At 70.0% G+C, this 26183-nt stretch carries 26 protein-coding genes, 1 tRNA gene and 1 pseudogene; 23 read left to right on the top strand and 5 right to left on the bottom strand.

What is annotated here, in order from left to right:
- Positions 1-220 precede the first annotated feature (220 nt).
- From ABD374_RS23790 to ABD374_RS23815, 6 genes are all read left to right on the top strand, one after another.
- The gene (locus tag ABD374_RS23790) at positions 221-1243 is read left to right on the top strand and encodes an ABC transporter substrate-binding protein (RefSeq protein ID WP_344497621.1); all 1023 of its coding nucleotides are present in this window, start codon (positions 221-223) and stop codon (positions 1241-1243) included.
- A gap of 2 nt (positions 1244-1245) precedes the next feature.
- A complete protein-coding gene (locus tag ABD374_RS23795; protein ID WP_344497622.1) occupies positions 1246-2127 on the top strand; it encodes a siderophore-interacting protein in 882 nt (293 codons plus the stop codon).
- 141 nt (positions 2128-2268) lie between these two features.
- On the top strand, positions 2269-3723 hold the full coding sequence (locus ABD374_RS23800; RefSeq protein ID WP_344497623.1) for a pyridoxal phosphate-dependent decarboxylase family protein: 1455 nt from the start codon (positions 2269-2271) through the stop codon (positions 3721-3723).
- Positions 3707-4981, top strand: coding sequence for a lysine N(6)-hydroxylase/L-ornithine N(5)-oxygenase family protein (locus ABD374_RS23805; RefSeq protein WP_344497624.1), 1275 nt, complete (start codon positions 3707-3709; stop codon positions 4979-4981). The genes ABD374_RS23800 and ABD374_RS23805 overlap by 17 nt, the downstream gene beginning before the upstream one ends.
- Positions 4978-5565: a GNAT family N-acetyltransferase gene (locus ABD374_RS23810; RefSeq protein WP_344497625.1), complete on the top strand. Its 588-nt coding sequence runs from the start codon at positions 4978-4980 to the stop codon at positions 5563-5565. The genes ABD374_RS23805 and ABD374_RS23810 overlap by 4 nt, the downstream gene beginning before the upstream one ends.
- A complete protein-coding gene (locus ABD374_RS23815; RefSeq protein ID WP_344497626.1) occupies positions 5562-7382 on the top strand; it encodes an IucA/IucC family protein in 1821 nt (606 codons plus the stop codon). The genes ABD374_RS23810 and ABD374_RS23815 overlap by 4 nt, the downstream gene beginning before the upstream one ends.
- A 69-nt stretch (positions 7383-7451) precedes the next feature.
- Here the strand turns inward: ABD374_RS23815 and ABD374_RS23820 are convergent, their stop codons facing one another.
- Complete coding sequence (locus ABD374_RS23820; protein WP_344497627.1) at positions 7452-9071, bottom strand: beta-N-acetylhexosaminidase; 1620 nt, start codon at positions 9069-9071, stop codon at positions 7452-7454.
- 228 nt (positions 9072-9299) lie between these two features.
- Here ABD374_RS23820 and ABD374_RS23825 point away from each other — a divergent pair, with 228 nt between their 5' ends.
- Positions 9300-9581 (top strand): hypothetical protein, encoded by a 282-nt coding sequence (locus tag ABD374_RS23825; protein ID WP_344497628.1) that lies wholly within the window; start codon positions 9300-9302, stop codon positions 9579-9581.
- Between the two features lie 34 nt (positions 9582-9615).
- Positions 9616-11433 carry a glutamine--fructose-6-phosphate transaminase (isomerizing) gene (gene glmS / locus ABD374_RS23830; protein WP_344497629.1) on the top strand — a complete coding sequence of 606 codons (1818 nt, stop codon included), beginning with the start codon at positions 9616-9618 and terminating at the stop codon, positions 11431-11433.
- Between the two features lie 121 nt (positions 11434-11554).
- Here glmS and ABD374_RS23835 read toward each other — a convergent pair whose 3' ends face one another.
- Positions 11555-12076 carry a universal stress protein gene (locus ABD374_RS23835; RefSeq protein ID WP_344497630.1) on the bottom strand — a complete coding sequence of 174 codons (522 nt, stop codon included), beginning with the start codon at positions 12074-12076 and terminating at the stop codon, positions 11555-11557.
- A gap of 812 nt (positions 12077-12888) precedes the next feature.
- On the opposite strand from ABD374_RS23835, the gene ABD374_RS23840 reads away from it, so the two are divergent.
- The 4 genes from ABD374_RS23840 (at position 12889) to ABD374_RS23855 (ending at position 15462) form a co-directional block, all read left to right on the top strand.
- The gene (locus tag ABD374_RS23840; protein ID WP_344497631.1) at positions 12889-14109 is read left to right on the top strand and encodes a helix-turn-helix domain-containing protein; all 1221 of its coding nucleotides are present in this window, start codon (positions 12889-12891) and stop codon (positions 14107-14109) included.
- Between the two features lie 5 nt (positions 14110-14114).
- Positions 14115-14726, top strand: coding sequence for an oligoribonuclease (orn, locus tag ABD374_RS23845; protein ID WP_344497632.1), 612 nt, complete (start codon positions 14115-14117; stop codon positions 14724-14726).
- An 89-nt stretch (positions 14727-14815) separates the two neighbouring features.
- A tRNA-His gene (locus ABD374_RS23850) sits at positions 14816-14888 on the top strand.
- A 310-nt stretch (positions 14889-15198) separates the two neighbouring features.
- Entirely contained in the window at positions 15199-15462 is a 264-nt protein-coding gene (locus tag ABD374_RS23855) for a polysaccharide deacetylase family protein (RefSeq protein WP_344497633.1), read from the top strand.
- A 66-nt stretch (positions 15463-15528) separates the two neighbouring features.
- Here ABD374_RS23855 and ABD374_RS23860 read toward each other — a convergent pair.
- Positions 15529-16015, bottom strand: a pseudogene (locus ABD374_RS23860) (hypothetical protein).
- 277 nt (positions 16016-16292) lie between these two features.
- Between ABD374_RS23860 and ABD374_RS23865 the strand changes: the two are divergent.
- The 4 genes from ABD374_RS23865 (at position 16293) to ABD374_RS23880 (ending at position 17343) form a co-directional block, all read left to right on the top strand.
- The gene (locus ABD374_RS23865; RefSeq protein WP_344497634.1) at positions 16293-16505 is read left to right on the top strand and encodes a hypothetical protein; all 213 of its coding nucleotides are present in this window, start codon (positions 16293-16295) and stop codon (positions 16503-16505) included.
- Entirely contained in the window at positions 16502-16702 is a 201-nt protein-coding gene (locus tag ABD374_RS23870) for a hypothetical protein (protein ID WP_344497635.1), read from the top strand. Before ABD374_RS23865 ends, ABD374_RS23870 begins: the two co-directional genes overlap by 4 nt.
- 67 nt (positions 16703-16769) lie before the next feature.
- Complete coding sequence (locus ABD374_RS23875; protein ID WP_344497636.1) at positions 16770-17006, top strand: hypothetical protein; 237 nt, start codon at positions 16770-16772, stop codon at positions 17004-17006.
- A 100-nt stretch (positions 17007-17106) separates the two neighbouring features.
- Complete coding sequence (locus ABD374_RS23880; RefSeq protein ID WP_344497637.1) at positions 17107-17343, top strand: hypothetical protein; 237 nt, start codon at positions 17107-17109, stop codon at positions 17341-17343.
- Positions 17344-17559: 216 nt separating this feature from the next.
- Here ABD374_RS23880 and ABD374_RS23885 read toward each other — a convergent pair whose 3' ends face one another.
- Entirely contained in the window at positions 17560-17691 is a 132-nt protein-coding gene (locus tag ABD374_RS23885; RefSeq protein ID WP_344497638.1) for a hypothetical protein, read from the bottom strand.
- Positions 17692-17816: 125 nt separating this feature from the next.
- Here ABD374_RS23885 and ABD374_RS23890 point away from each other — a divergent pair, with 125 nt between their 5' ends.
- Complete coding sequence (locus tag ABD374_RS23890; RefSeq protein WP_425577322.1) at positions 17817-18593, top strand: HAD family hydrolase; 777 nt, start codon at positions 17817-17819, stop codon at positions 18591-18593.
- Positions 18594-19043: 450 nt separating this feature from the next.
- Here the strand turns inward: ABD374_RS23890 and ABD374_RS23895 are convergent, their stop codons facing one another.
- On the bottom strand, positions 19044-20099 hold the full coding sequence (locus ABD374_RS23895) for a LacI family DNA-binding transcriptional regulator (protein WP_344497789.1): 1056 nt from the start codon (positions 20097-20099) through the stop codon (positions 19044-19046).
- Between the two features lie 272 nt (positions 20100-20371).
- Here ABD374_RS23895 and ABD374_RS23900 point away from each other — a divergent pair, with 272 nt between their 5' ends.
- The 6 genes from ABD374_RS23900 (at position 20372) to ABD374_RS23925 (ending at position 26146) form a co-directional block, all read left to right on the top strand.
- Positions 20372-21709 carry an ABC transporter substrate-binding protein gene (locus ABD374_RS23900; protein WP_344497639.1) on the top strand — a complete coding sequence of 446 codons (1338 nt, stop codon included), beginning with the start codon at positions 20372-20374 and terminating at the stop codon, positions 21707-21709.
- Positions 21709-22731, top strand: coding sequence for a carbohydrate ABC transporter permease (locus ABD374_RS23905; RefSeq protein ID WP_344497640.1), 1023 nt, complete (start codon positions 21709-21711; stop codon positions 22729-22731). Before ABD374_RS23900 ends, ABD374_RS23905 begins: the two co-directional genes overlap by 1 nt.
- Positions 22728-23576 (top strand): carbohydrate ABC transporter permease, encoded by an 849-nt coding sequence (locus ABD374_RS23910; protein WP_344497641.1) that lies wholly within the window; start codon positions 22728-22730, stop codon positions 23574-23576. Before ABD374_RS23905 ends, ABD374_RS23910 begins: the two co-directional genes overlap by 4 nt.
- A 31-nt stretch (positions 23577-23607) precedes the next feature.
- Positions 23608-25092: a GH1 family beta-glucosidase gene (locus ABD374_RS23915; RefSeq protein WP_344497642.1), complete on the top strand. Its 1485-nt coding sequence runs from the start codon at positions 23608-23610 to the stop codon at positions 25090-25092.
- Between the two features lie 119 nt (positions 25093-25211).
- Positions 25212-25592 (top strand): cupin domain-containing protein, encoded by a 381-nt coding sequence (locus ABD374_RS23920; RefSeq protein ID WP_344497643.1) that lies wholly within the window; start codon positions 25212-25214, stop codon positions 25590-25592.
- A gap of 116 nt (positions 25593-25708) precedes the next feature.
- The gene (locus tag ABD374_RS23925) at positions 25709-26146 is read left to right on the top strand and encodes a CBS domain-containing protein (protein ID WP_344497790.1); all 438 of its coding nucleotides are present in this window, start codon (positions 25709-25711) and stop codon (positions 26144-26146) included.
- Positions 26147-26183 lie beyond the last annotated feature (37 nt).

A 26183-nucleotide genomic window follows, 5' to 3' on the forward strand; every position in this document is an offset into this window, starting at 1 on the left:
GATCTCCTGGAGCTTGCGGGGAAGACGTGCGCGCCGGCGTCACGGCCGGGCGCATCCCGGCGGCAACCCCTGCTCAGCCCGGGGCAGTTCGGTTCAGCCGCCGCCCGGGGCCGTCCACCTCGCGGAACCGGCCCCTGGACATTGCATGAGGTTAGGCTAACCTACCTTCGGACTTGTCCCGTGGAGGACCCCGACCGTACGTACGAAAGCAGACACCGTCATGCCTCACGCCCGAGCCACCCGCCTCTCCCGCCGCAGCCTGCTCGCCGCCGGCGGCGCCCTCGGCATCGGCGCCGCGCTGACCGCCTGCGGCGAGACCTCCGCGAAGAACGAGGAGAAGGACGCCGGGAAGTCGGGCCCGTGGTCCTTCAAGGACGACCGCGGCAAGACGGTGAAGAGCCCCGCCACCCCCAAGAACATCGTCGCGTTCACCGGCGTGGCCGCCGCGCTCCACGACTTCGGCGTCGAGGTGAAGGGCGTGTTCGGTCCGACCAGGACCGCTGACGGCAAGGCCGACGTCCAGGCCGGCGACCTGGACATCGACAAGGTCAAGATCATCGGCAACGTCTACGACGAGTTCAACGTCGAGGAGTACGTCGCCCTCGACCCCGACCTCCTCGTCACGGCGATGTGGGAGAAGGACAAGCTCTGGTACGTCCCCGAGGCGTCCACCGCGAAGATCCTCAAGGTCGCTCCGAGCGTCGCCCTGTGGGCCGCGGAGACCACCGTCCCCAAGGCGATCCAGCGCCACGCCGACCTCGCCGAGTCCCTCGGCGCCGACGTCAGGGCCAAGAAGGTCACCGACGCCAAGGCCCGCTTCGAGAAGGCCGCCGCGCGCCTGCGCCGGGCCGCCAAGGCCAACCCGAAGGTCAAGGTCATGATCGGCTCGGCGAGCCCGGACCTCTTCTACGTCTCCCTCGCGAAGATGTCGGCGGACACGCTCTACTTCCAGGAGCTGGGCGTGAACTTCGTCGAGCCGAAGGTGGACGCGGCCGGCTTCTTCGAGAGCCTCAGCTGGGAGAACGTCGACAAGTACCCGGCCGACATCATCATGATGGACAACCGGACCGGGATCCTGCAGCCCGACGACCTCAAGAACAAGCCGACCTGGACCCGCCTGCCCGCCGTCAAGGCCGGCCAGGTCGTCCCGCGCACCACGGAGCCGATCTACTCCTACGACAAGTGCGCGCCGATCCTCGAAGACCTCGCCGAGGCCATCGAGAAGGCCAAGAAGGTCGCCTGAGCATGACCGGGTCAGCCGAGGAAGCCGAAACCGCCGCCGCCACCGCCCCGTTCCGCTTCTTCGGCCTGACGGTCCTCCGGACCCGGCGGCTCAGCACCTCCCTGGTCAGGGTGGTGTTCGGGGGCGAGGACCTGCGGGCCTTCGCCTCCGGGGGCCGGGACCAGAGCCTCTCCCTCTTCCTGCCGCACCCCGGTCAGCCGGAGCCGGTGCTTCCGCCGGAGACCGAGCCGGACTGGTTCGGGGCGTACCGTGCGCTGCCCGACGGCGTACGCGCGGTCATGCGCTCGTACACCCTGCGCGCGCAGCGCCGCGCCGCCGACGGGGCGCAGGCCGACGAGATCGACATCGACTTCGCCCTCCACGAGGACGGCGGGCCCGCCTGTCGCTGGGCGGGGCGGGCGGGCGCCGGTGACCGCGTCGTGGTCCTGGGGCCGGCCGTCGAGGACAACACCGCCGTGCGCTTCCGCCCGCCCGAGGACACCGACTGGGTCCTGATGTGGGCGGACGAGACCGCGCTGCCGGCCGCCGCGGCCGCCCTGGAGTGGCTGCCGGCCGGGACGAAGGCCAAGGTCTGGATCGAGGTCCGGCACGCCGACGACCGCCTGGAGCTGACCACGGCGGCCGACGCGGACATCACCTGGCTGGTGCAGGACGGGAACGCGCCCTCCCCTCTGGAGGCGGTACGGGACGCCGAGTTGCCGGACGGCACGCCGTACGCCTGGATCGCGGGCGAGTCGTCGTGCGTACGGGCGCTGCGCCGCCACCTCGTCCAGGAGCGGAAGTTCGACCGCAGGCGCGTGACGTTCGCGGGCTACTGGCGCCGCGGGCTGAACGAGGAGCAGTTGCGGGAACGGGAGCGGGCGGAAAAAGAAGACGCGCAGTAGCGCGCAACACCTGTGCCCCCTGGGGGGCGAGAGCGTTGCGAGACGTAGTTAGGTTAGGCTAACCTAATAATCACACCGCGCCTTCGCCCCCTCCTCCTGTCCTGAGGGCGCAATGAATTCCCGTACCCGGGAGGACAGTTCATGCGTTCACACCTGCTCAACGACACGACCGCCGAGCGGTACCGCCGGACCGCCACCGCAGCGGTCGAGCGGGTGGCGGACAAACTCGCCGCGACCAGAAAGCCGTTCACCGGCATCACCCCGGAGCAGCTCGCCCCCCGGTTCGACGCGATAGACCTCGACCGGCCGCTCGGCGACACCACCGCCGTCCTGGACGAGCTCGAATCCGTCTACCTCCGCGACGCCGTCTACTTCCACCACCCGCGCTACCTCGCGCACCTCAACTGCCCGGTCGTCATACCGGCCGTCGCCGCCGAAGCCGTGCTCTCCGCCGTCAACTCCTCCCTCGACACCTGGGACCAGAGCGCGGGCGCCACCCTCATCGAGCGCCGCCTCGTCGACTGGACGGCGAGCCGCATCGGCTTCGGCACCGCCGAGGAGACGGGCGCCGACGGCGTCTTCACCAGCGGCGGCTCCCAGTCCAACCTCCAGGCGCTGCTCCTGGCCCGTGAGGAGGCCAAGACCGACGACTTCGCCAAGCTCCGCGTCTTCGCCTCCGAGTGCGGCCACTTCAGCGTCCAGAAGTCCGCGAAACTCCTCGGCCTCTCCCCCGAAGCCGTCATCGCGATCCCCTGCGACAACGACAAGCGCATGCGGACCGTGGTCCTCGCCCGCGAACTGGCCCGCTGCACGAGCGAGGGCCTCGTCCCGATGGCCGTCGTCGCCACCGCCGGCACCACCGACTTCGGCTCGATCGACCCGCTGCCCGAGATCGCCGAGCTGTGCGAGCTGTACGGCGCCTGGATGCACGTCGACGCGGCGTACGGCTGCGGCCTGCTGGCCTCCCGCACCCGCCGCCACCTCCTCGACGGCATCGAGCACGCCGACTCGGTCACCGTGGACTACCACAAGTCCTTCTTCCAGCCGGTCAGTTCGAGCGCGCTGCTGGTCCGCGACGGCGCCACCCTGCGCCACGCGACGTACCACGCCGAGTACCTGAACCCGCGCCGGACGGTGGAGGAGCGCATCCCCAACCAGGTCGACAAGTCCCTCCAGACCACCCGCCGCTTCGACGCCCTCAAGCTGTGGATGACCCTGCGGACCATGGGCGCCGACGGCATCGGCGAGCTCTTCGACGAGGTCTGCGACCTCGCCGGCGAGGGCTGGCGGCTGCTCGCCGCCGACCCGCGCTACGACGTCGTCGTCCAGCCCTCGCTCTCCACCCTCGTCTTCCGCTACGTCCCGGCCGACGTCACCGGCCCCGCCGTGATCGACCGCGCCAACCTGTACGCCCGCAAGGCGCTGTTCGCGTCCGGCGACGCCGTCGTGGCCGGGACGAAGGTCGGCGGCAAGCACTACTTGAAGTTCACCCTTCTCAACCCCGAGACGACGCTGAGCGACATCGCGGCCGTCCTCGACCTCATCGCCGGCCACGCCGAGCAGTACCTGGGAGAGTCCCTTGTCCACGCCTCTTGAGCCTCTTGACTTCATCGGTATCGGACTCGGTCCGTTCAACCTCGGGCTCGCCTGCCTCACCGAGCCGATCGACGAGCTCGACGGCCTCTTCCTGGAGACGAAGCCGGACTTCGAGTGGCACGCGGGGATGTTCCTCGAGGGCGCGCACCTTCAGACGCCGTTCATGTCGGACCTGGTCACGATGGCCGACCCGACCTCGCCGTACTCCTTCCTCAACTACCTGAAGGAGAAGGGGCGGCTGTACTCCTTCTACATCCGCGAGAACTTCTACCCGCTGCGGACCGAGTACAACGACTACTGCCGCTGGGCCGCCGCCAAGCTCAGCAACATCCGCTTCGGCCAGACGGTCGCCTCGGTCGAGTTCGACGCCGGGTCCGAGCTGTACGTCGTCCGCACCCAGGACGCCACCTACCGCGCCCGCCACCTGGTCCTGGGCACCGGCACCCCGCCGTACATCCCGGACGCCTGCCAGGACCTGGGCGGCGACTTCATCCACAACTCGCGCTACGTGAGCGGCAAGGAGGCGCTCCAGGCGAAGAAGTCCATCACCCTGGTCGGCAGCGGCCAGAGCGCCGCGGAGATCTTCTACGACCTCCTCGCCGAGATCGACGTACACGGCTACCGGCTCAACTGGGTCACCCGCTCGCCGCGCTTCTTCCCGCTGGAGTACACCAAGCTCACGCTGGAGATGACCTCCCCGGAGTACGTCGACTACTTCCACGCGCTCCCGGAGGCGACGCGCTACCGCCTGGAGTCCCAGCAGAAGAACCTCTTCAAGGGCATCGACTCCGAGCTGATCAACGCGATCTTCGACCTGCTCTACCAGAAGAACCTCAACGGCCCGGTCCCCGCCCGCCTGCTCACCAACTCCTCCCTCAACACCGCGAGCTACGAAGCCGAAAGCGCGACGTACACCCTCGGGCTGCGCCAGGAGGAGCAGGGCAAGGACTTCGAGCTGAGCACCGAGGGCCTCGTCCTCGCGACCGGCTACCGCTACCGCACCCCCGCCTTCCTGGAGGGCGTGCGCGACCGGATCCGCTGGGACGGCCAGGGCCGCTACGACGTGGCCCGCAACTACAGCATCGACACGACGGGCCGCGGCATCTTCCTGCAGAACGCCGCCGTCCACACCCACAGCATCACCTCACCCGACCTGGGCATGAGCGCGTACCGCAACGCCTGCATCATCCGTGAGCTGCTGGGGTCCGAGTACTACCCGGTCGAGAAGACCATCGCCTTCCAGGAGTTCGCCGTATGAGCACGCCGCAGTTCACGATCCGCCCCCTCGACCCTTCCCCGAGCTCTCAACTCCGTTCGAGCAGGGGAGGCCCCATTTCGGACTTCGAGCTGCTGCACGGCTGGGTCACCCACCCCAAGGCCGCCTTCTGGATGATGCAGGACGCGTCACTGCCGGACGTCGAGCGCGCGTACATGGCGATAGCCGCCGCCGAGCACCACGACGCCTTCATCGGCCTGTACGAGGGCGAGCCCGCCTTCCTCATGGAGCGGTACGACCCGGCCCACGTCGAGCTCGTCGGCCTGTACGACGCCCAGCCCGGCGACGTCGGCATGCACTTCCTGGTCGCGCCGACCGACAAGCCCGTCCACGGGTTCACCCGCGCCGTGATCACCGCGGTGATGGAGGAGCTGTTCGCGGACCCGGCCACCCGCCGCGTCGTCGTCGAGCCCGACGTGCGCAACGACGCCGTCCACCGCCTCAACGAGGCCGTCGGCTTCGAGATCGTCGAGAAGATCGCCAAGCCGGAGAAGGACGCCTACCTGAGCGTCTGCACGCGCGCCCGGTTCGAAGCCGCACGCCGCACCGCCGGAGCCGCCCTGTGAACCGCGAGAGCCCCACCGGCGCCGTCTCCCACCTCTCCCCCGAGCGCTGGGCCCACGCGAGCCGGCTCCTCGTCCGCAAAGCGCTCGCCGAGTTCTCCCACGAGCGCCTGCTGACCCCCGAGCCCCTCGACGGGGGCCCCTCCCAGGCTTCCGGCTCCGGGGGGGACCGGTACGCCGTCCGCTCCGACGACGGCGCGACCGAGTACCGCTTCACCGCCCGCCGCCACGCGCTCGACCACTGGCAGGTCCTCCCCGAGTCCATCACCCGCCACCGCGACGGCGCCGAGATCCCCCTCGACGCCCTCGAGTTCTTCATCGAGCTGCGCGGGGCACTCGGTCTGAGCCCGGAGATCCTCCCCGTCTACCTGGAGGAGATCAGCTCCACCCTCTCCGGTACTGCGTACAAGCTCACCAAGGCGCCCGTCACCGCCGCCGCGCTGGCCCGTGCCGATTTCCAGGCCGTCGAGACGGGGATGACCGAGGGCCACCCCTGCTTCGTCGCCAACAACGGCCGTCTCGGCTTCGGCATCGACGAGTACCGCTCGTACGCCCCCGAGGCCGCCTCCCCCGTCCGGCTGATCTGGCTGGCCGCCCGCCGCGACCACGCCACCTTCACGGCCGGCGCCGGGCTGGAGTACGAGGACTTCGTACGCGCCGAACTGGGCGACGCGGTCCTCGACCGGTTCGCGGCGACGCTGAGCGGCCTCGGCCTGGACCTGGCCGACTACTACCTCATCCCGGTCCACCCCTGGCAGTGGTGGAACAAACTCTCCGTCACCTTCGCCGCCGAGGTCGCGCAGCAGCGCCTGGTCTGCCTCGGCGCGGGCGACGACAGCTACCTCGCCCAGCAGTCGATCCGTACCTTCTTCAACACGAGCGACCCGGCGAAGCACTACGTCAAGACGGCGTTGTCCGTCATCAACATGGGCTTCATGCGCGGTCTGTCGGCCGCCTACATGGAGGCCACGCCCGCCATCAACGACTGGCTGGCCGGTCTGGTCGAGAACGACGAGACCCTCCGGGCGACCGGCCTGACGATCATCCGTGAGCGCGCGGCCATCGGCTACCACCACCGCCAGTACGAGGCCGCCACCGCCAAGGGCTCCCCGTACCTGAAGATGCTCGCCGCGCTCTGGCGCGAGAGCCCCGTCCCGTCCCTGGCGCCGGGCGAGCGCCTCGCCACCATGGCGTCGCTGCTGCACACCGACCACGAGGGCGCCTCCCTCGCGGGCGCCCTGATCGCCGAGTCGGGCCTCGAACCGGCCGAGTGGCTGCGCCGCTACCTCCACGCGTACCTCACGCCGCTGCTGCACAGCTTCTACGCCTACGACCTGGTCTACATGCCGCACGGCGAGAACGTCATCCTCGCCGTCGAGGACGGCGTCGTCACCCGGGCGGTCTTCAAGGACATCGCGGAGGAGATCTGCGTGATGGACCCGGACGCGGTGCTGCCGCCCGCCGTCGAGCGCGTCCGCGCCGAGGTGCCCGACGACATGAAGCTGCTCTCGATCTTCACCGACGTCTTCGACTGCTTCTTCCGCTTCCTCGGCGCCACGCTCGCCACCGACGGCGTCGTCGACGAGGACACCTTCTGGCGGACGGTGGCGGAGTGCGTGGCCGGCTACCAGGAGGCGCACCCGCAGCTCGCGGACAAGTTCAAGCAGTACGACATGTTCGCGCCACAGTTCGCGCTGTCCTGCCTGAACCGGCTCCAGCTGCGCAACAACAAGCAGATGGTCGACCTCCAGGACCCGTCGGGCGCGCTCCAGCTCGTCGGCACCCTCGACAACCCGATCGCGCGGTACGCACCCGCCTGACCGGGAACGGTGAACGGGCGGGCGCCCGTGCCACAGCCCTCACGGGCGCCCGCCGCACCCTCGGTGCCCCTACTCCGCCGGCCAGGGCACCTGCGCCGAGCGGTAGTAGTCGATCCCCAGCGCCGAGAACCGCGGCCCCTGGGCCGCCAGCCGCACCTTGTACGCGTCCCAGTCGTGCGTGGCCGCCGGCGACCAGCCCAGCTCGGCGATGCCCGGCAGCCTCGGGAACGCCATGAACTCGACCTGGTCGTTGGTCCACAGGGTCTCCGACCACAGCGGCGCCTCGACCCCGAGGACCGACTCGGCCGGCGCGTCCGGCAGGTACGTCCCCGGGTTCCAGTCGTAGGAGCGCCGCACCTCCACAAGGCCCGCCCAGGTGAGTCCCAGCGGCGTATTCTTGTCGTACTTCATGTCGAGGTACGCCCGGTCGGCCGGCGACAGCACCAGCTTCGTCCCGTTCTTCGCCGCGCGGGCGACCTGCGCCTTCTCCGCCGCCGACGTCCTGTCGAGTCCCCAGTACTGGGCGACGGCGCCCTCGGCCGGCTCGGCGCCGGTCAGCTGGTGCCATCCCATCACCGTCTTGCCGTACCTGCCGACGACGGCCTGTGCCTTCTCCATGAAGGCGGCGTAGTCCGCGTGCGAGGTGGAGTGCGCCTCGTCGCCGCCGATGTGGAGGTACTTCCCGGGCGTCATCGCGGCGATCTCGCGCACCACGTCGTCCACGAACCTGTACGTGATGTCCTTCGGCACGCACAGCGAGCTGAAGCCGACGCTGGTCCCCGTGTAGAGGGGCGGGGCGACGCCGTCGCAGTTCAGTTCGGGGTAGGAGGCGAGCGCCGCGTTGGTGTGCCCCGGCAGGTCGATCTCGGGGACGACCTCCAGGTGGCGGGAGGCGGCGTACCGCAGGATCTCCTTGTAGTCGGCCTTCGTGTAGTAGCCGCCGGGGCCGCCGCCGACCTGGGTCGAGCCTCCGTACGTCGCGAGCCGCGGCCAGGAGTCGATGGCGATGCGCCAGCCCTGGTCGTCGGAGAGGTGCAGGTGGAGCTTGTTGACCTTGTAGAGCGCCATCTGGTCGATGTACGTCTTGACCTTGTCGACGCTGAAGAAGTGGCGCGACACGTCGAGCATCGCGCCCCGGTAGCCGTAGCGCGGCGCGTCCACGATCGTGCCGCCCGCGACCTTCCACGGGCCCCGCTGCCGGGTGTCCTCCTCCACGGAGGCGGGCAGCAGCTGACGGAGGGTCTGCACGCCGTGGAAGAGCCCGGCGGGCTTGCGGGCGGTGATGGTGACCCCGTGGCGTCCGGACTCCAGCCGGTACCCCTCGTCGCCCAGCGAGGCGTCCCCGGAGCCGAGCCGCAGCCGGATCCCGTCCTTGGCGTCCCTCTCCGTGACCGGAAGCGCGTAGCCGGTGGACGGCCTCAGGACGTCCGCGAGGTACGAGCCGATCCGCCGTGCCTCGCGCGAGTCGTCGTCGACCCTGATGCGCGTCCGGTGCGTGAGGGCGTAGGAAGGCCCGCCCTCGGAGACGGAGGCGGGCGCCGGAATCACTTGGCCCAGCGGTCTTGCCTCCGCGGCGGGCCCGGCGGCCGCCGGGGTGGCCGCGATGCCCGTCGTGCCGGCGGCGCCGCCGACGAGGACGGCGACGACCAGCGGAGCGAACAGGCGGGGGAGCGTTCTGCGTTGACTCACGGGGCGGTCCCTTCGACGGGCCTCGCAACAGTGGCGTAGTGCAGGCGAACGGTCACCATGCGTATCGCGCGCCCACTTCGGGGTCAAGGGTTCAGACCACTTCCGCGTCCGTGTCCCGCCCCGGGAGCCACCCGGACGCAACCGGCTCTCCTCGCTCCAGAAGCGAGATCCTGCCCGCATTCGGGCAGGATTCTTGCGTAAGCCCCGAATCCCCCGCAGTATCTACGGGTGCTCGAACGCCGCCCGTCGTCGCCGTACGACGACCTCATCGACCACCTGATCCGCAGCACCGCGCTCCCGCGCGGCGAGGCCGCCCGGGTGGTGCTCGACGTGCTGGCGTACTTCGACGAGACGGCCGAGGACTTCGTGCGCCGCCGCCACCGTGAGCTCCGGTCCGGCGGCCTGGTGAACGCGGAGATCTTCGAACGGATCGCGGCCGAGCTGCCGCACCGCGCCGTGGCGCCGCCGGAGCTCTCGCTCCGCCAGCTGCGCCGCATCGTCTACGGCTGAGCACCCACTCAACGACTCGAGGGACAGAGAACATATGTGCGGAATCGTCGGTTATATCGGCAAGCGCGACGTCGCCCCGCTGCTGCTCGAAGGGCTCCAGCGCCTGGAGTACCGCGGCTACGACTCGGCGGGCATCGTGGTGACGAGCCCCAAGGCCAGTGGCCTGAAGATGGTCAAGGCCAAGGGCCGCGTCCGCGACCTGGAGGCCAGGGTCCCCAAGCGCTTCGCCGGCACCACCGGCATCGCCCACACCCGCTGGGCCACCCACGGCGCCCCGAGCGACGAGAACGCGCACCCGCACCTCGACGCCGAGGGCAGGGTCGCCGTCGTGCACAACGGCATCATCGACAACGCCACCGAGCTGCGCGCCAAGCTGGTCGCCGACGGCGTCGAGTTCCTCTCCGAGACCGACACCGAGGTCCTGGTCCACCTCGTCGCCCGCTCCCAGGCCGTGACGCTGGAGGAGAAGGTCCGCGAGGCGCTGCGCCACGTCGAGGGCACGTACGGCATCGCCGTCATGCACGCCGACTTCTCCGACCGCATCGTCGTCGCCCGCAACGGCTCGCCGGTCGTCCTCGGCATCGGCGAGAAGGAGATGTTCGTCGCCTCCGACATCGCCGCGCTGGTCTCGCACACCCGCCAGATCGTCACCCTCGAAGACGGCGAGATGGCCACCCTCAAGGCCGACGACTTCCGTACGTACACCACCGAGGGCTCGCGCACGACGGCCACGCCGACCACCGTGGAGTGGGAGGCCGAGTCGTACGACATGGGCGGTCACGACACGTACATGCACAAGGAGATCTCCGAGCAGGCCGACGCCGTGGACCGCGTGCTGCGCGGCCGCATCGACGACCGCTTCTCCACCGTGCACCTGGGCGGCCTGAACCTCGACGCCCGCGAGGCGCGCGGCATCCGCCGCGTCAAGATCCTCGGCTGCGGCACGTCGTACCACGCGGGCATGATCGGCGCGCAGCTGATCGAGGAGCTGGCCCGCATCCCCGCCGACGCCGAGCCCGCGTCCGAGTTCCGCTACCGCAACCCGGTCGTGGACCCCGACACCCTCTACGTCGCCGTCTCCCAGTCCGGTGAGACGTACGACGTGCTGGCGGCCGTGCAGGAGCTCAAGCGCAAGGGCGCCCGCGTCCTCGGCGTGGTCAACGTCGTCGGCTCGGCGATCGCCCGCGAGGCCGACGGCGGCATGTACGTGCACGCCGGCCCCGAGGTCTGCGTCGTCTCCACCAAGTGCTTCACCAACACGGTCGTCGCCTTCGCGCTGCTCGCCCTGCACCTGGGCCGCATCCGCGACCTGTCCGTCGCCGACGGCAAGCGGCTCATCGCCGGCCTGCGCAAGCTGCCCGCCCAGATCGCCGCGATCCTGGAGACCGAGGACGAGATCAAGAAGATCGCCGAGGAGTACGCGGGCGCCCAGTCGATGATGTTCATCGGGCGCGTGCGCGGCTACCCGGTGGCGCTGGAGGCCTCCCTCAAACTGAAGGAGATCTCCTACATCCACGCCGAGGCGTACCCGGCCTCCGAGCTCAAGCACGGTCCGCTCGCCCTGATCGAGCCCGCCCTGCCGACGGTCGCGATCGTGCCCGACGACGATCTGCTGGACAAGAACCGCGCGGCGCTGGAGGAGATCAAGGCGCGCAGCGGCCGGATCCTGGCGGTCGCGCACCGCGAGCAGGAAAAGGCCGACCACACCATTGTCGTCCCGAAGAACGAGACGGAGCTGGACCCGATCCTCATGGGCATTCCGCTCCAGCTCCTCGCCTACCACACGGCGCTGGCCATGGGCCGCGACATCGACAAGCCGCGCAACCTCGCCAAGTCCGTGACGGTCGAGTAACGGCCGGCGGACCGGACCCGCAGGTACGACGAAGGCCGGCCCCCGCGCGAAGCAGGGGGCCGGCCCTGTGTCGCGCGGCGCTCAAGGAATCACGGGGTCACGGCATCAGGGGACCGGGGGATCAGGGGATCACGATGACCGGCCGCTGCGCGCGCCGCGCCAGCCGGCCCGCCACCGATCCGAAGATCCGCCCGACCAGGCCGTGCGTCGTCCCGACCACGATCGCGTCGGCCGAGTACTCCTGGCCGACCTCCTCCAGCTCGTGGCAGATGTCGCCACCGCGCTCGACGAGGATCCACGGCACTTCGGAGAGGTAGTCCGCGCAGGCCAGCTCCAGTCCGAGCACCTCGGTGCGGTGATCCGGTACGTCCACGAAGACCGGCGGCTCGCACCCCGCCCAGACCGTGGTCGGCAGCCTGTTGGCCACATGGACGATGATCAGACCGGAGCCCGACCGCACCGCCATGCCGATGGCGTACGAGAGTGCCCGCTCACTGGAGGTGGAACCGTCGAAGCCGACGACGACACCGTGCTGGAAGGCGGGATCGCAGGAATGGCGCGTTTGTTCCACCGCCCGGAGGTCGTCCAGGGGATCGGCGACCTGCTTGCGGTCCGCGGGTTCGGGGATTTCGTGACCGGCCATGGGTGTCTCGGCGAAGAAGTCCTCTGAGGAGGGGTCGCTTTTATTGAGGGAAAGAGTGGCAATGAGCGGTGGAGCTGTGTCCGGGAATCATCTTCCCAACCCCATACCCCCAAGGGTACGGCGACACTCCTCTTCTGCCCAGAGCCGACCGCCCCTCGGGCGGCGTCCAAGGGAGCATGCACGAGCCCGGCCCGTAAGGCAATGCCGGTTGCCCCTTACAGGTGTCTTGACGGACGGGCGCCGTCGGCCGCGACGCCCGGCGGACATGATCGACGACAAGGCCGGGGGCGCGGCCGGCGACGGGATTGACCGGGGTGCGTTCGGCCGTTCCCGCGGGCGGGAGCGGCGACAGCGGCGGCGGAAGGACGGGCGCGTCCGCGCCCGCGCACGGCGGGGGCGCACCGGGGCGGACACCACGCCGAGGGGTGTGCGCCGGGGGAACAGCGGCCCGGCACCCACACACCCATAGCTTTTCAGCCAACTTCCTGCCGCGACCCGACCCTTGGCGAAATGACCTCTCCACCCCTGTTCCACCAGGCATGAAAGGACCGTCTCCGGCCAACGCACCCTACGGGGACGGGCCATGAGAGCGAGGCGCACTTCCCTGCGGGGCCCACGAGTGGAACGCTTCGTGATCGAATGCTTCGCGCCAAGTGGCCTTGTCGACATAGTGCCGAATGCCGAAGTTGTCACGCCGGCGCCACGGGACGCAGTAGATTCGATCATGGGTATATACGGCGGGGGAATCATGCAGGACCGAGGGGAAACGTGCAGGACCGAGAGGACGCGAACACCGAGGGGGGCTTAGCGTCATGAGCCAGGACTCCACTGCCGTACCGGAGGCCGCACGGAAGCTCTCCGGACGCCGCCGCCGGGAGATCGTAGCGGTGCTGCTCTTCAGCGGCGGCCCCATTTTCGAGAGCTCCATCCCGCTCTCTGTGTTCGGCATCGACCGGCAGGACGCAGGAGTACCCCGTTACCGGCTACTGGTGTGCGCGGGCGAGGACGGGCCGCTGCGCACCACCGGCGGGCTCGAACTGACCGCCCCCTACGGCCTGGAGGCGATGAGCCGGGCCGGCACCGTCGTCGTGCCGGCGTGGCGGTCCATCACCTCGCCACCGCCGCCGGAAGCGCTCGACGCCCTGCGCCGCGCCCACGAGGAGGGCGCCCGCATCGTCGGGCTGTGCACCGGCGCCTTCGTCCTGGCGGCGGCCGGGCTGCTCGACGGCCGCCCGGCCACCACGCACTGGATGTACGCGCCGACGCTCGCCAAGCGCTACCCGTCGGTCCACGTCGACCCGCGCGAGCTCTTCGTCGACGACGGCGACGTCCTCACGTCGGCCGGCACGGCGGCCGGAATCGACCTGTGCCTGCACATCGTGCGTACGGACCACGGCACCGAGGCCGCCGGGGCGCTGGCCCGCAGGCTCGTCGTACCGCCGCGCCGCAGCGGCGGACAGGAGCGCTACCTCGACAGGTCTTTACCGGAGGAGATCGGCGCCGACCCGCTCGCCGAGGTCGTCGCCTGGGCGCTGGAGCACCTCCACGAGCAGTTCGACGTGGAGACGCTGGCCGCGCGCGCCTACATGAGCCGCCGCACCTTCGACCGGCGTTTCCGTTCCCTCACCGGGAGCGCTCCCCTGCAGTGGTTGATCACCCAGCGGGTGCTCCAGGCGCAGCGTCTGCTGGAGACGTCCGACTACTCGGTCGACGAGGTGGCGGGCCGCTGCGGCTTCCGCTCGCCGGTCGCGCTGCGCGGGCACTTCCGGCGCCAGCTGGGCTCGTCCCCGGCCGCGTACCGGGCCGCCTACCGGGCCCGGCGGCCGCAGGGCGAGATCCACCCGGCCCTGCCCGCGGTGGCCCAGACCGTGGACGCGCTGCCGCAGCAGGCCAGGCGCGCGGCGGCGGCGAGCACACCGGCGGGTCCCTCCGCGACCGCGTCGGCGGCCCACGATCCGGGGAAACCCGGCTCCGACGCCTACGCCCCGGGCCGTCCGACGCTGCCCGGCCAGCGAGAACGCCCCGTAGGGTGAGACACATGAACGATCGCATGGTGTGGATCGACTGCGAGATGACCGGGCTCTCGCTGACGGACGACGCACTTATCGAGGTGGCCGCACTGGTCACCGACTCGGAGCTCAACGTGCTCGGCGAAGGGGTGGACATCGTGATCCGCCCGCCGGACGCGGCCCTGGAGACCATGCCCGAGGTGGTGCGGCAGATGCACACCGCCTCGGGCCTCCTCGACGAACTGGCCGGCGGAACGACGCTGGCCGACGCCGAGGAGCAGGTCCTGGCGTACGTGAGGGAATACGTGAAGGAGCCCGGCAAGGCCCCGCTGTGCGGAAACTCGGTCGGCACCGACCGCGGGTTCCTGCTGCGCGACATGTCGACGCTGGAGGCGTACCTCCACTACCGGATCGTGGACGTCTCGTCGGTCAAGGAGCTGGCCCGCCGCTGGTTCCCGCGGGCGTACTTCAACAGTCCGGAGAAGAACGGCAACCACCGGGCGCTGGCCGACATCAAGGACTCCATCGCGGAGCTGCGCTACTACCGGGAGGCGGTCTTCGTGCCACAGCCCGGACCCGACTCCGACACGGCGAAGAAGATCGCCGCGAAGTACGTCCTGCCTGCACAGCCCGCGGAGTAGGACCCGGTGACGCCCGGCGAAACCTGGGCGCGAGCACCCTCTGGGACCCTGTACACTTTTTCTCAGCCGGTCGGGAACGACCGGCCACGGTGGGTGTAGCTCAGTTGGTAGAGCACCTGGTTGTGGTCCAGGTGGCCGCGGGTTCAAGTCCCGTCACTCACCCTGAATGATCAAGCCCTGACCTGTGAAAACAGGTCGGGGCTTCTTCATGCCCAAAACTTTGGGAACACAACGGGAACACAAACCCGCCGAACCGGTCGTATCGCCTGCCCATGGCGAGCATCGTGGAACCTCCCAAGTAAAGACGGCACTGCCACCCGCCAAGTGAAGTGGCGACAGGCCGGCGACTGGCAGTCAGAACGGTTCGGCGAGACAGAGCAGGCCGAACAGTCCAAGGCCCTCGCCGAACACCGGCCGGCCGATCAACTGCCTCCACACGACCGAGATGTTCCCGGCCGCCACGCCCCGGCGCATGCCGGCCCTGTCCTCGCCCGCATCGGCCACCTCCACCAGTGACCCGGCGCACACGGCCAGGCCCACCGGGGCCGGCGGGATGCTCGACCGGTGCCGGCTCGGCGGCTCGTGGCTGGTCCTCACCTTCCGCCAGATCGCGAACGGGACAGCCACCGACCCCACCCACTGTTCGGTGGCGGACTTCCAGACGATCATGGCGGTGACCAACAGCAGGAACATCCCTGTCCTGCCGGTCGGCGACGTCCTCCGCACCTATCTGTGAACCCGCCCGACACCACAGTGCCCCCTGCTCTCCCTTCGGGGAGGGCAGGGGGCGCCTTTCGGGCGTTCAAGCCCGACGCGTCGCCCCGTCTGGCCACACCACATCAACCGGCAGACCAGCCGCTCGTGCCTCGCCCACCACGTCCGCCGTACCGCCCCCCCTTACCCGATGGCGGCTCACCGTTCCACACCGCCACCAGCCTGTCCGCACGGGCCAGAAGCTCACGGTTCGCTGCCTCGTACGCCTGTCGGTTCGCCGTCCCGTACGGCATCACCACCACGTCGACAGCCGCCTCCACCAAGTGGTCGAAGACAGGCCCGTGCTCCGGTTTCACCTTCGTCTCGCGGTAGTCCCACGACGGGATCACCACAATCAGCCGACCCCCGACCGCTATGACCTCCTCGGCGAACAGACTGTCGGATCCGGCAGCGATGCAAGACACCCCCGTCAGGTCCTCCCGATACCTTCCGAGCACCTCACGCAGCGCCACGCGCACCAGCGGCACACTCTCGTCCGTCAGGTCCATGTGCCCGGTCACAGCCAAAGTCGTCACCCAGGGCCTCCTGAACTCGACAGCAGGTCGCGGATACCACCCCGCACCTCCCGCACTCCCCGCGATGCACTGTGCCCCACGGTGCACGGGTACAGCTCTCCAAGCTGTGTCCGCACCCGGTTCGATTGTGTACCGCGCGCCGCCTCGACAGCGTGCCAGGTCTGAAGTGCCAAAGAGTGTATTACCGCCTCGGTAACCCCCGCTGGGCATCCCGCAGTTACGCAGATACGCCGACTCTGATGATGCGAGGAGAAACCACACCGGAAAGCGAGGGGTCGTGCGCACACGTTCTGCGGCAGAAGCCAAGTCACTTCCGCCCATCGAGACGCTGTCTCAGCGCCAGCAGCGTGGCATGGACTGCGTCCACTGCGGCATCACCCTCACTCCGGCCACGGCCCTGGACCTCGGCCCGCGCAAGATCAAGCGGCTCGACTACACCACCCGGTGGTACCCCCGCGCCTGCACCAGCCACGGCAAGGGGCAGTCATGACGCCGTGCCCCAAGGGCGACCACGAGATTCCGGACGAGGACGAGATCGGCGCCCACTGCGCCGAGCACGGCGTCACCCTGCTCTGGTACGGGCCGCCGATCACCCCCGACGACCTGGCGCCTGCCCCTCGTTCCCGTACCCCCGCCCCCGCACCCACCACCGGACTGCCCGCCATCGAGCAGCGGCCACGCCCGTGACACCGTCGAGTGAAGCGCGCCAGCGAGCGCCGCCCGTCCCCCTGAACGGCGTAACCTGCCCGGCGAGATGACCCATTTTGCCGACGAGGCCCGCTCACGCACCGCCCGCCTGCTCCGCATGGCCGCAACCCATGACGAGCGCACGAGGGCGCGGATCGTCGAGTACGCGGCCAGCACCCCAGACCCGCCCCTGATGGGGCCCCACGGCATCCACACCACCGGATGCTCCCACTGTCGCCAGACGATGTGGATGCAGCGAGACCTCTGGGTCTGCTCATCCTGCGGCCGCATGGAGGACGTGTGAACTGCCCCACTGCCACACCCCCCTGCACCGCTCAGCCGCACCGCCCGAGCGCTGGTACTGCCGCACCTGCACCCGGTGCGCGGCCCCTGGGGACAGCGCCATGGACATTGAGCAGCGCCATGAGCAGCGTCACCACGCGTTCGCCCTGCTCGACATCGCATTGGGCGAGCGCGCCGTACAACGAGAAGCCGACCGGCAGATCGTCACTGAGATGGAGGCACAGACGGGCCAGACCATACAGACCCGCGGTTGCAGCAAGTGCGGCAGCACGACGTACCGCACTGTGGAGACCGACGAACCAGGGCAACCCGACCGGGTACTCGAGGTACATCTGTAATAACTGCGGAAACATGGAGGGCTGACAGCCCTTGGCCCCGGCCGGCCGCTTCTCCGAGGCTGGCCGGAGCTTCTCACTCCCGTACGAGGTCGGCGAGCGGGACACCGATCGCATCGGCGATGCGGATCAGGATGTCGAGCAGTGGACTGCTGTGGCCTTGCGGCGCCTTTCGTGCGTTCGGGCGCTGACATGCACGCTTCGGCGGGCTCCGAAGTGTCACGCTGCTTCGGCGACACCCCTGCGCACGGCCTCGGCGTACTCCGCCAGCAGTTCCTCATACCGGGCCGCATCCACCGCCACCCCAGCCCGCGCAGCCGACTCCACCAGGGCACGGATCTCCGTATTCACGGCCTCAGTGGACCGCACAGAGCCAGGTACGGCAGGGGACGGGGGCATGAGGCAAGGCTACGACGGAGGGCTGACAACCGGCAGGCTCCGTGGCTGGAATCCATCAGACCGTAAGATCCGGTTCCATGATTCGCGCAGTGGTGCTCGACGTCGGTGAGTGCCTGGTGGACGAGACGCGGGGGTACGGGACGTGGGCCGACTGGCTCGGCGTGCCCCGCCACACGTTCGCCGCGATGTTCGGCGCGATCATCGCCCAAGACCGGGACTACCGGGAGACCTTCCAGGTGTTCCGACCCGGCTTCGACCTGTACGCCGAGCGGGACAAGCGCGCCGCCGCCGGGCAGCCCGAGCACTTCGACGAGTCCGACCTCTACCCCGACGTCCGCCCAGCCCTGGCCGCCCTGCGCGACGCCGGCCTGTGGCTCGGCGTCGCAGGCAATCGGACCGTGAGGGCCGGCGGGATCCTGCGGGGGCTGTTCACCGAGGACGTCGACCTGATCGGCACGAGCGACGACTGGGGCGCCAGCAAGCCCGACCCCGAGTTCTTCGTCCGCGTCGCCGAGGTGGTGCCCTTCGAACCGGGCGAGGTCCTCTACGTCGGCGACCGGGTCGACAACGACCTGCGGCCTGCCGTCGCCGCTGGGATGTCCACCGCGCTGCTCCACCGAGGGCCGTGGGCCACGATCCAGTGGAACAGCGAGGAAGCCCGGCAGCTCCCGACGTTCCGCATCGAGTCGTTGTCCGGGCTCCCTGAGCTGATCGCCAAGTTCAACGCGTCAGGGCGCTGTCCGTCGTACCCCACCCGTCGCGGTGGATCTGTTCGGCGGCGGGCGATGGCCCGCTCGGTCGGCAGGGTGGGGCGCGGCACACGTCCACGCTCCCGACACCAAGATCAGATCTGATCGGGGTCGACCCTGATTCATTTGATTTCGAAGGGGCGGGCATCCCACCCGGACCCGGACCACACCCCCACACGATCGGCCCTCCCTGCCCCGGCCCCCAGGCAGCGGGGAGCGGCCGCTGCGCCCCGGCCGCGGTCGGGGGCGCAGTCGTGATCCCGTGCGCTGCGGATGGGGGGTTTTCAACTCACCCCGCCAGGATCATGGGGGACACCGCCGGGCGGTGTCCCCACGGGAACAGGGCACCCCCTCGGCCCGCATTCAGCATCACCCAGCGACATCGAGCGGCATCGAAATTGACCCGTATACCCATCTTTGATGAATCGCCGCAGGTCACCATGGGGCAAAGAATCAGGTTCACGTCCCGTCACTCGCCCTGATCGATCCGAGCCCCCGACCTGGAAACAGGTCGGAGGCTCGGATCTTCTGCGTTCCGTGACGGCGTCACGACCGTCATGACGACGCGCGGGTCACCAGCTCCGTCGGGAGCACGACCTGGCGGGGGGCGATGCTGCGGGTGCCCGCCGGGCGGCGGTCGGCGATCTCGGCGAGCAGCATCCGGGCCATCTCGCGGCCCATCTCCTCTATCGGCTGCCGGACGCTGGTCAGGGGCGGGTCCATGTGGCGGGCGATGACCGAGTCGTCGAAGCCGACCAGGGCCACATCGCCGGGAACGCTGCGGCCCCGCTCGCGCAGGACCTGGCGGGCGCCCGCCGCCATCACGTCGGACGCGGCGAAGACCGCGTCGAGGTCCGGGCGGCGCTCCAGCAGTTCCGTCATGGCGCGGCGGCCGCCCGCCTCGGTGAAGTCGGCGGGGGCGATCAGCCGCTCGTCGGCGTCGAGGCCGGCCGCGGCCAGTGCCTGCCGGTAGCCGTCGAGGCGGCACTGGGCGCCGTACACGTCGAGCCGTCCGGTGATGGTGGCTATCGTGCGGCGGCCGCGCGCCATGAGGTGGTCCACGGCGCCGCGCGCGCCCGCCACGTTGTCCGCGTCGACCCAGGCGAGCGGCTCGCGCTCGGAGCGGCGGCCGCTGATGACGGTCGGCAGGCCCAGCCCGGCCAGCAGCTCGGGCAGCGGGTCGTCGGCGCGTACGGAGACGAGCAGGACGCCGTCGACCCGGTGGCCCGCGAGGTAGTGCGCCAGGCGGCCGCGCTCGCGGTCGTTGCCGACGATGGTGAGCAGCAGCTGCATCTCGGTGCTGTCGAGGGCGGCGCCGACGCCCCGCAGGATGTCGGAGAAGTACGGCTCGGCGAAGAAGCGGGACTCGACCTCGGGGACGACGAGCGCGACGGCGTCGGCGCGGTTGGCGGCGAGGGCGCGGGCCGCGCGGTTCGGTACGTACCCCAGCTCGACGACGGCGGCCTCGACGGCGGCGCGGGTCTCGTCGCTCACCCGCGGGGAACCGTTGACCACCCGGGAGACGGTGCCCCGGCCGACACCGGCGCGCGCGGCCACTTCTTCGAGAGTCGGCCGTCCGCCGCTCCGGTTCCGGAATCCACGCGTCACGATGTCCTGACCTCCCCGCCCCGTGCGCCGTCCGGTCGCGATCCGGCGCTGCGCAATATCTCATAGCGGTCTCGGACCGCACATCCCGCCGTCCGGCGTCTTGACACTCCCACAAGGAGCCGCGAACCTTCAACACATCACAAGTGGGAGCGCTCCCACAGTACCCGACCCGTACACATCCCGCACGTTGCCCGCCCGGACCGCAGCCGCAATTCAAGGGCTCGCCAGCACAGTTGACCCGGGGGTCGGCACGTCAGGGCACCAAGGAGGACGCAATGCGCACCAGCACCCGAACGCCTCACCGGGCGGTGGTCGTCGCCGCTGTCGTGGCACTCGGCGCCGGCCTGCTCGGCGGCTGTGCCGAGGACAGCGACGACCCGGACGGCGGCCCCGGCAACAGCGGGACGGATGCCGGGGGCAGGACCACGATCGAGATCGGCACCTTCGGGGTCTTCGGCTACAAGCAGGCCGGGCTCTACGACGAGTACATGAAGCTGCACCCGGAGATCCTCATCAAGGAGGACGTGACCGAGCGCGTCGACACGTACTACCCGGAACTGCTGACGCACCTCGCGGCCAACAGCGGTCTCCAGGACATCCAGGCCATAGAGGTCGGGAACATCAACGAGATCGCCACCACCCAGGCCGACAAGTTCGAAGACCTGTCCAAGGCGCCCGGCGTCGACAAGTCGAACTGGCTGGACTGGAAGTGGGCGCAGGGGACCACCAAGGACGGGCGGACCGTCGCGCTCGGCACCGACATCGGGCCCATGGGCATGTGCTACCGCAAGGACCTGTTCGAGAAGGCGGGGCTGCCGACCGACCGCGAGGCCGTCGGCAGGCTGTGGGCGGGCGACTGGCAGAAGTACGTCGAGGCCGGCAAGCGGTACAAGGCGAAGGGCCCCAAGGGCACCGCCTTCACCGACTCGGCGGCCGGTCTCTTCGCCGCCGTCAACAACGGCTACGCGGAGCGGTTCTACGACGCCGACGGCGAATTGATCTACAAGGACAGCCCGGCCGTGAAGACGGCCTGGGACGTGGCGATGCAGGCCGTGGAGGGCGGACTGACGGCCAAGCTCAAGCAGTTCGACAAGGCGTGGGACCAGGCGTACGCGAACGGGACCTTCGCCACCGTCTCCTGCCCGCCGTGGATGCTCGGCTACATCAAGGAGAAGGCGGGAGCGGCGGGCGAGGACAAGTGGGACGTCGCGGCGGCCCCCAAGCCCGCCAACTGGGGCGGCTCGTTCATCGGCGTACCGAAGGCGGGCAGGAACAAGGCGGAGGCGGTCAAGCTCGCGGCCTGGCTGACCGCGCCCGAACAGCAGGCGAAGCTCTTCGACAAGCAGGCGAGCTTCCCCTCCACCCCGCCGGCGTACGAGCTGGACGCGGTCTCGGGCGCCAGGAACCCGTACTTCGGCGACGCGCCCACCGGACGGCTCTTCGCCGAGGCTGCCAAGGGGATTCCGACGCTGGTGCTCGGTCCGAAGGACCAGCAGATCGGTACCGCTTTCGGTGATGTCGGCATCCTCCAGGTGGAGCAGCAGGGCAAGAGCCCGGAGCAGGGCTGGGAAGCGGCCCTGAAGGAGATCGACAACGCGGTGGACGGCGGCTGATGCGCCCGTACACCGACCAGGCCGTGTCCCCCTCCGCGGGGGACGCGGCCGCGGACCGCCCGGGAACGGAGCCGGCGGCGGCCGGGCGGCCGGGGGACACCGACCGCCGCCGGGCGTGGCGCAGCAGGCGCTACCGCTGGGACACGAAGTACAGCCCGTACGCCTTCGTCGCGCCCTTCTTCGTCTTCTTCGCGGCCTTCGGGGTCTTCCCCCTCCTCTATACGGGCTGGTCGTCGCTGCACCGCGTGTCGCTGTCGGCGCCGAACGACATGCGGTGGGCGGGGCTGCACAATTACACGCGGCTGCTGGAGGACGAGTTCTTCTGGAACGCGCTGCGCAACACCTTCACCATCGGCGTCCTCTCGACGGTGCCGCAGCTGCTGATGGCGCTGGGCATCGCACACCTGCTCAACTACCGGCTGCGCGCCTCGGGTTTCTTCCGGGTGGCGATCCTCACGCCGTACGCCACCTCGGTGGCCGCCGCGACGCTCGTCTTCGTCCTCCTCTTCGGACGCGACTACGGGATGATCAACTGGGCGTTGGACGCGGTGGGGCTCGGGAAGGTCGACTGGCAGAGCGGGACCCTGTCGTCGCAGGTGGCGGTCTCCTCGATCGTGATCTGGCGGTGGACCGGCTACAACGCGCTGATCTACCTGGCCGCGATGCAGGCCGTGCCGAACGACCTCTACGAGTCGGCGGCGCTGGACGGGGCGACGCGCTGGCAGCAGTTCCTCCACGTCACCATCCCCTCCCTGCGGCCGACGATCCTCTTCACGGTCGTCGTCTCGACGATCGGCGCGACGCAGCTGTTCGGCGAACCGCTGCTGTTCGGCGGGGCGGGCGGGCAGAAGGGCGGGGCGTCGCACCAGTTCCAGACGCTCGGCCTCTACCTGTACGAGCAGGGCTGGTTCAACTTCCACCTCGGCCGGGCCTCCGCGATCGCCTGGGCGATGTTCCTGATCCTGCTGATCGTCGCGGGCGTGTACCTGCTGATCGCCCGGCGCCTGAGGAGGAGCCAATGACGAAACTGACGCGTGTGCGCGCCGGCCGCCATCTGCACGGCGGCCCCCTCACCTACGCCGTGCTGATCGTCTTCACGGCCGGCTCGCTGTTCCCCCTCGTCTGGACGGCGGTCGCGGCCTCCCGCAACAGCACCCGGCTGTCGCAGACGCCGCCGCCGTTCTGGTTCGGCGGGAACCTCTTCAAGAACCTCCAGACCGCCTGGACCGACGCCAACATGGGGCTCGCCCTGCTCAACACGGCGGTGGTGGCCGGGACGGTCGCCCTGGGGACCGTCCTCTTCTCGACCCTGGCCGGCTTCGCCTTCGCCAAACTGCGCTTCCGCTTCAAGAACCTGCTGATGCTGCTGGTGGTCGCCACGATGATGGTGCCGCCGCAGCTCAGTGTCGTACCCCTCTTCATGACCATCGCCGAGCTGGAGTGGACCGACCAGCTCCAGGCCGTCGTCCTGCCCACCCTCGTCAGCGCCTTCGGGGTCTTCTTCATGCGCCAGTACCTGGTGCAGGCGCTGCCCAGCGAGCTGATCGAGGCGGCGCGGGTGGACGGCGCGAGCAGTCTGCGGATCGTCTGGCACATCGTCTTCCCGGCCGCCAGGCCCGCGATGGCGGTGCTGGGCATGCTCACCTTCGTGGCCGCCTGGAACGACTTCTTCTGGCCGGTCATCGCGCTGACCCAGGACAACCCGACCGTGCAGGTGGCGCTCGCCAACCTCGGTCAGGGGTTCGTCCCCGACCAGTCGGTCGTCATGGCCGGCGCCCTGCTCGGCACGCTGCCGCTGCTGCTGGCCTTCACGCTCTTCGGGAGGCAGATCGTGGGCGGGATCATGCAGGGCGCGGTCAAGGGCTGACTTCCTCTCCCCTCCTACCAGGAGCGCTTCCATGACCGAGAGCACCGAGAACGCCGAGAGCACCGAGAGCACCGAGAGCACCGGAAGCTTTCCGTCCGGCTTCCTGTGGGGCACCGCGACCGCCGCGTACCAGATCGAGGGCGCGGCACGGGAGGACGGCCGCACCCCGTCGATCTGGGACACCTTCAGCCGTACGCCGGGCAAGGTGCTCGGCGGTGACACCGGGGACGTGGCCGCCGACCACTACCACCGCATGCCCGGCGACGTACGGATGATGGCGGACCTGGGCATGGGCGCGTACCGCTTCTCGGTGTCCTGGCCGCGCGTGCAGCCGGGCGGCCGGGGCCCGGCGTGCGAGCGCGGCCTGGACTTCTACCGCGCGCTCGCCGACGAGCTGCTGGCGGCCGGGATCACGCCCAGCCTCACCCTGTACCACTGGGACCTGCCGCAGGAACTGGAGGCTCCTTCCCTCGGCGGCTCCGCCACGGGCGGCGGCTGGCCGGAGCGCGACACGGCATACCGCTTCGCGGAGTACGCGGGTCTGGTCGCCGAGGCGCTGGGCGACCGCGTCGAGCTGTGGACCACCCTCAACGAGCCGTGGTGCAGCGCCTTCCTGGGGTATGCCTCCGGAGTGCACGCCCCCGGCCGCACCGACCCGGTGGCCGCCCTGCGCGCCGCCCACCACCTGAACCTGGCGCACGGACTGGCCGCCCAGGCGCTGCGCGCCGCGCTTCCGGCCCGGGCGCGGATCGGCGTAAGCCTCAATCCGAGCGCGGTCAGGCCGCTCACGCAGTCGCCGGGGGACCTGGACGCGCGGCGCCGCATCGACGCCCTCGCGAACCGGATCTTCACGGGCCCGATGCTGACGGGCGCCTACCCCTCCGACCTCTTCGCCGACACCGCGCACCTGACGGACTGGTCGTTCGTACGGGACGGGGACGAGGCGACGGCCGGCGGGCAGCTGGACACACTGGGCATCAACTACTACGCCCCGGCGGTGGTTTCGGCTCCCGACGACACCGCGAAGGGCTCGGGCCACGACGGCCACGGCGGCGGCGACCACTCCCCCTGGCCCGGCTCGGAGTCCGTCGTCTTCCACCGGCCGCCGGGCGAGCTGACCGCGATGGACTGGTCCGTCGACCCGACGGGCCTGTACGACCTGCTGATGCGGTATGCCCGCGAGGCACCGGGCGTGGCTCTGATGATCACGGAGAACGGCGCGGCGTACGACGACAAGCCGGCCGCCGACGGCACGGTCCACGACCCGGACCGCATCCGCTACCTGCACGGTCACCTGACGGAGGTGCGCCGGGCGATGCGGGACGGGGCGGACGTGCGCGGCTACTTCCTCTGGTCGCTGATGGACAACTTCGAGTGGGCGTACGGCTACAGCAAGCGGTTCGGCGCGGTGTACGTCGACTACGGAACGCAGGAGCGTACGCCGAAGTCGAGCGCGCGGTGGTACGGGCGGGTGGCGAGGACGGGCGTGCTGCCGCGCCCGGTGCCGGACGAGTGACCCGGTGGCCCGGTCCCCGGGCCCGGCCTCCTCCCCTCCCGCTCTCTCCCCTCCCCGATCCGACGTAGCCTGGAAAGTGGACTCGGGGTCGTTCACCTGCCCGCCGGAGGCGGATGGTCATGGCATCACTCGTCAGCAGAAGTTTCGACTCCTCGGACGAGACCCGTCCGTTCGAGGACAGCAAGGGCAGGCTCGACGTGATCACCACGGACCGGGGTCCGGTCGGCCGTGCCGTCTTCGAGCCGGGCTGGCGGTGGACCGAGCACGTCAAGCCCATCGCCGGGACCGACAGCTGCCAGGCCGCCCACGTCGGCTACGTGGTGAGCGGCCGGATGAAGGTCGTCATGGACGGCGGCGAGAGCATCGAGATCGGACCCGGCGATCTCGTCTCCGTCGCACCCGGCCACGACGCCTGGGTCCTCGGCGACGAGCCGTGCGTGTTCCTCGACTGGGTCGGCTTCGGCGACTACGCCTCCCCCACGCGCACAGCCGGTCGCTGAATCCGTTCCGTGAACCGTCGCGACCCCGCCGAGGGGCGGCTGTACGCCATTCGTGTTGTCATCGATGGAGGAGAGAACAACGTCCCGAGCGCGGGAGGAACCCCGACATCATGGCTATGAACAAGCAGCTCAAGGCTCGCGACATCATGACCGGCGGAGTGCAGTGCGTCGGCGCGCACCAGTCGCTTTTCGAGGCGTCGCAGATGATGCGCGACCTGAACGTCGGCTGTCTGCCCATCTGCGGCGACGACAACAGGATCACCGGCCTGATCACCGATCGTGACATCGTCGTGAAGTGCTGCGCCGAAGGCGTCGACCCGGCGACGGTGCAGGCCGGCACGTTGAACGGGCACGTGCACTGGATCGATGCCGACGCGGGCGCCGGCGAGGCCCTGGAAGTCATGGAAACGCACCAGATCAAGCGTCTGCCGGTCATCGACGTCGCGGGAGGCCACCAGCTGGTCGGCATGATCACGGAGGCCGACCTCGCCAAGAACCTCAGCGACGAACAGATCGCGGAGTTCGCGACGCGGGTGTACGCCGCCACCGGCTGAACGCTCCGCACACCCCGGGGCCGGCCGTTCGACAGCC

Origin of the sequence: Streptomyces enissocaesilis (assembly GCF_039533765.1) — a bacterium.
Taxonomy (GTDB): Bacteria; Actinomycetota; Actinomycetes; order Streptomycetales; family Streptomycetaceae; genus Streptomyces; species Streptomyces enissocaesilis.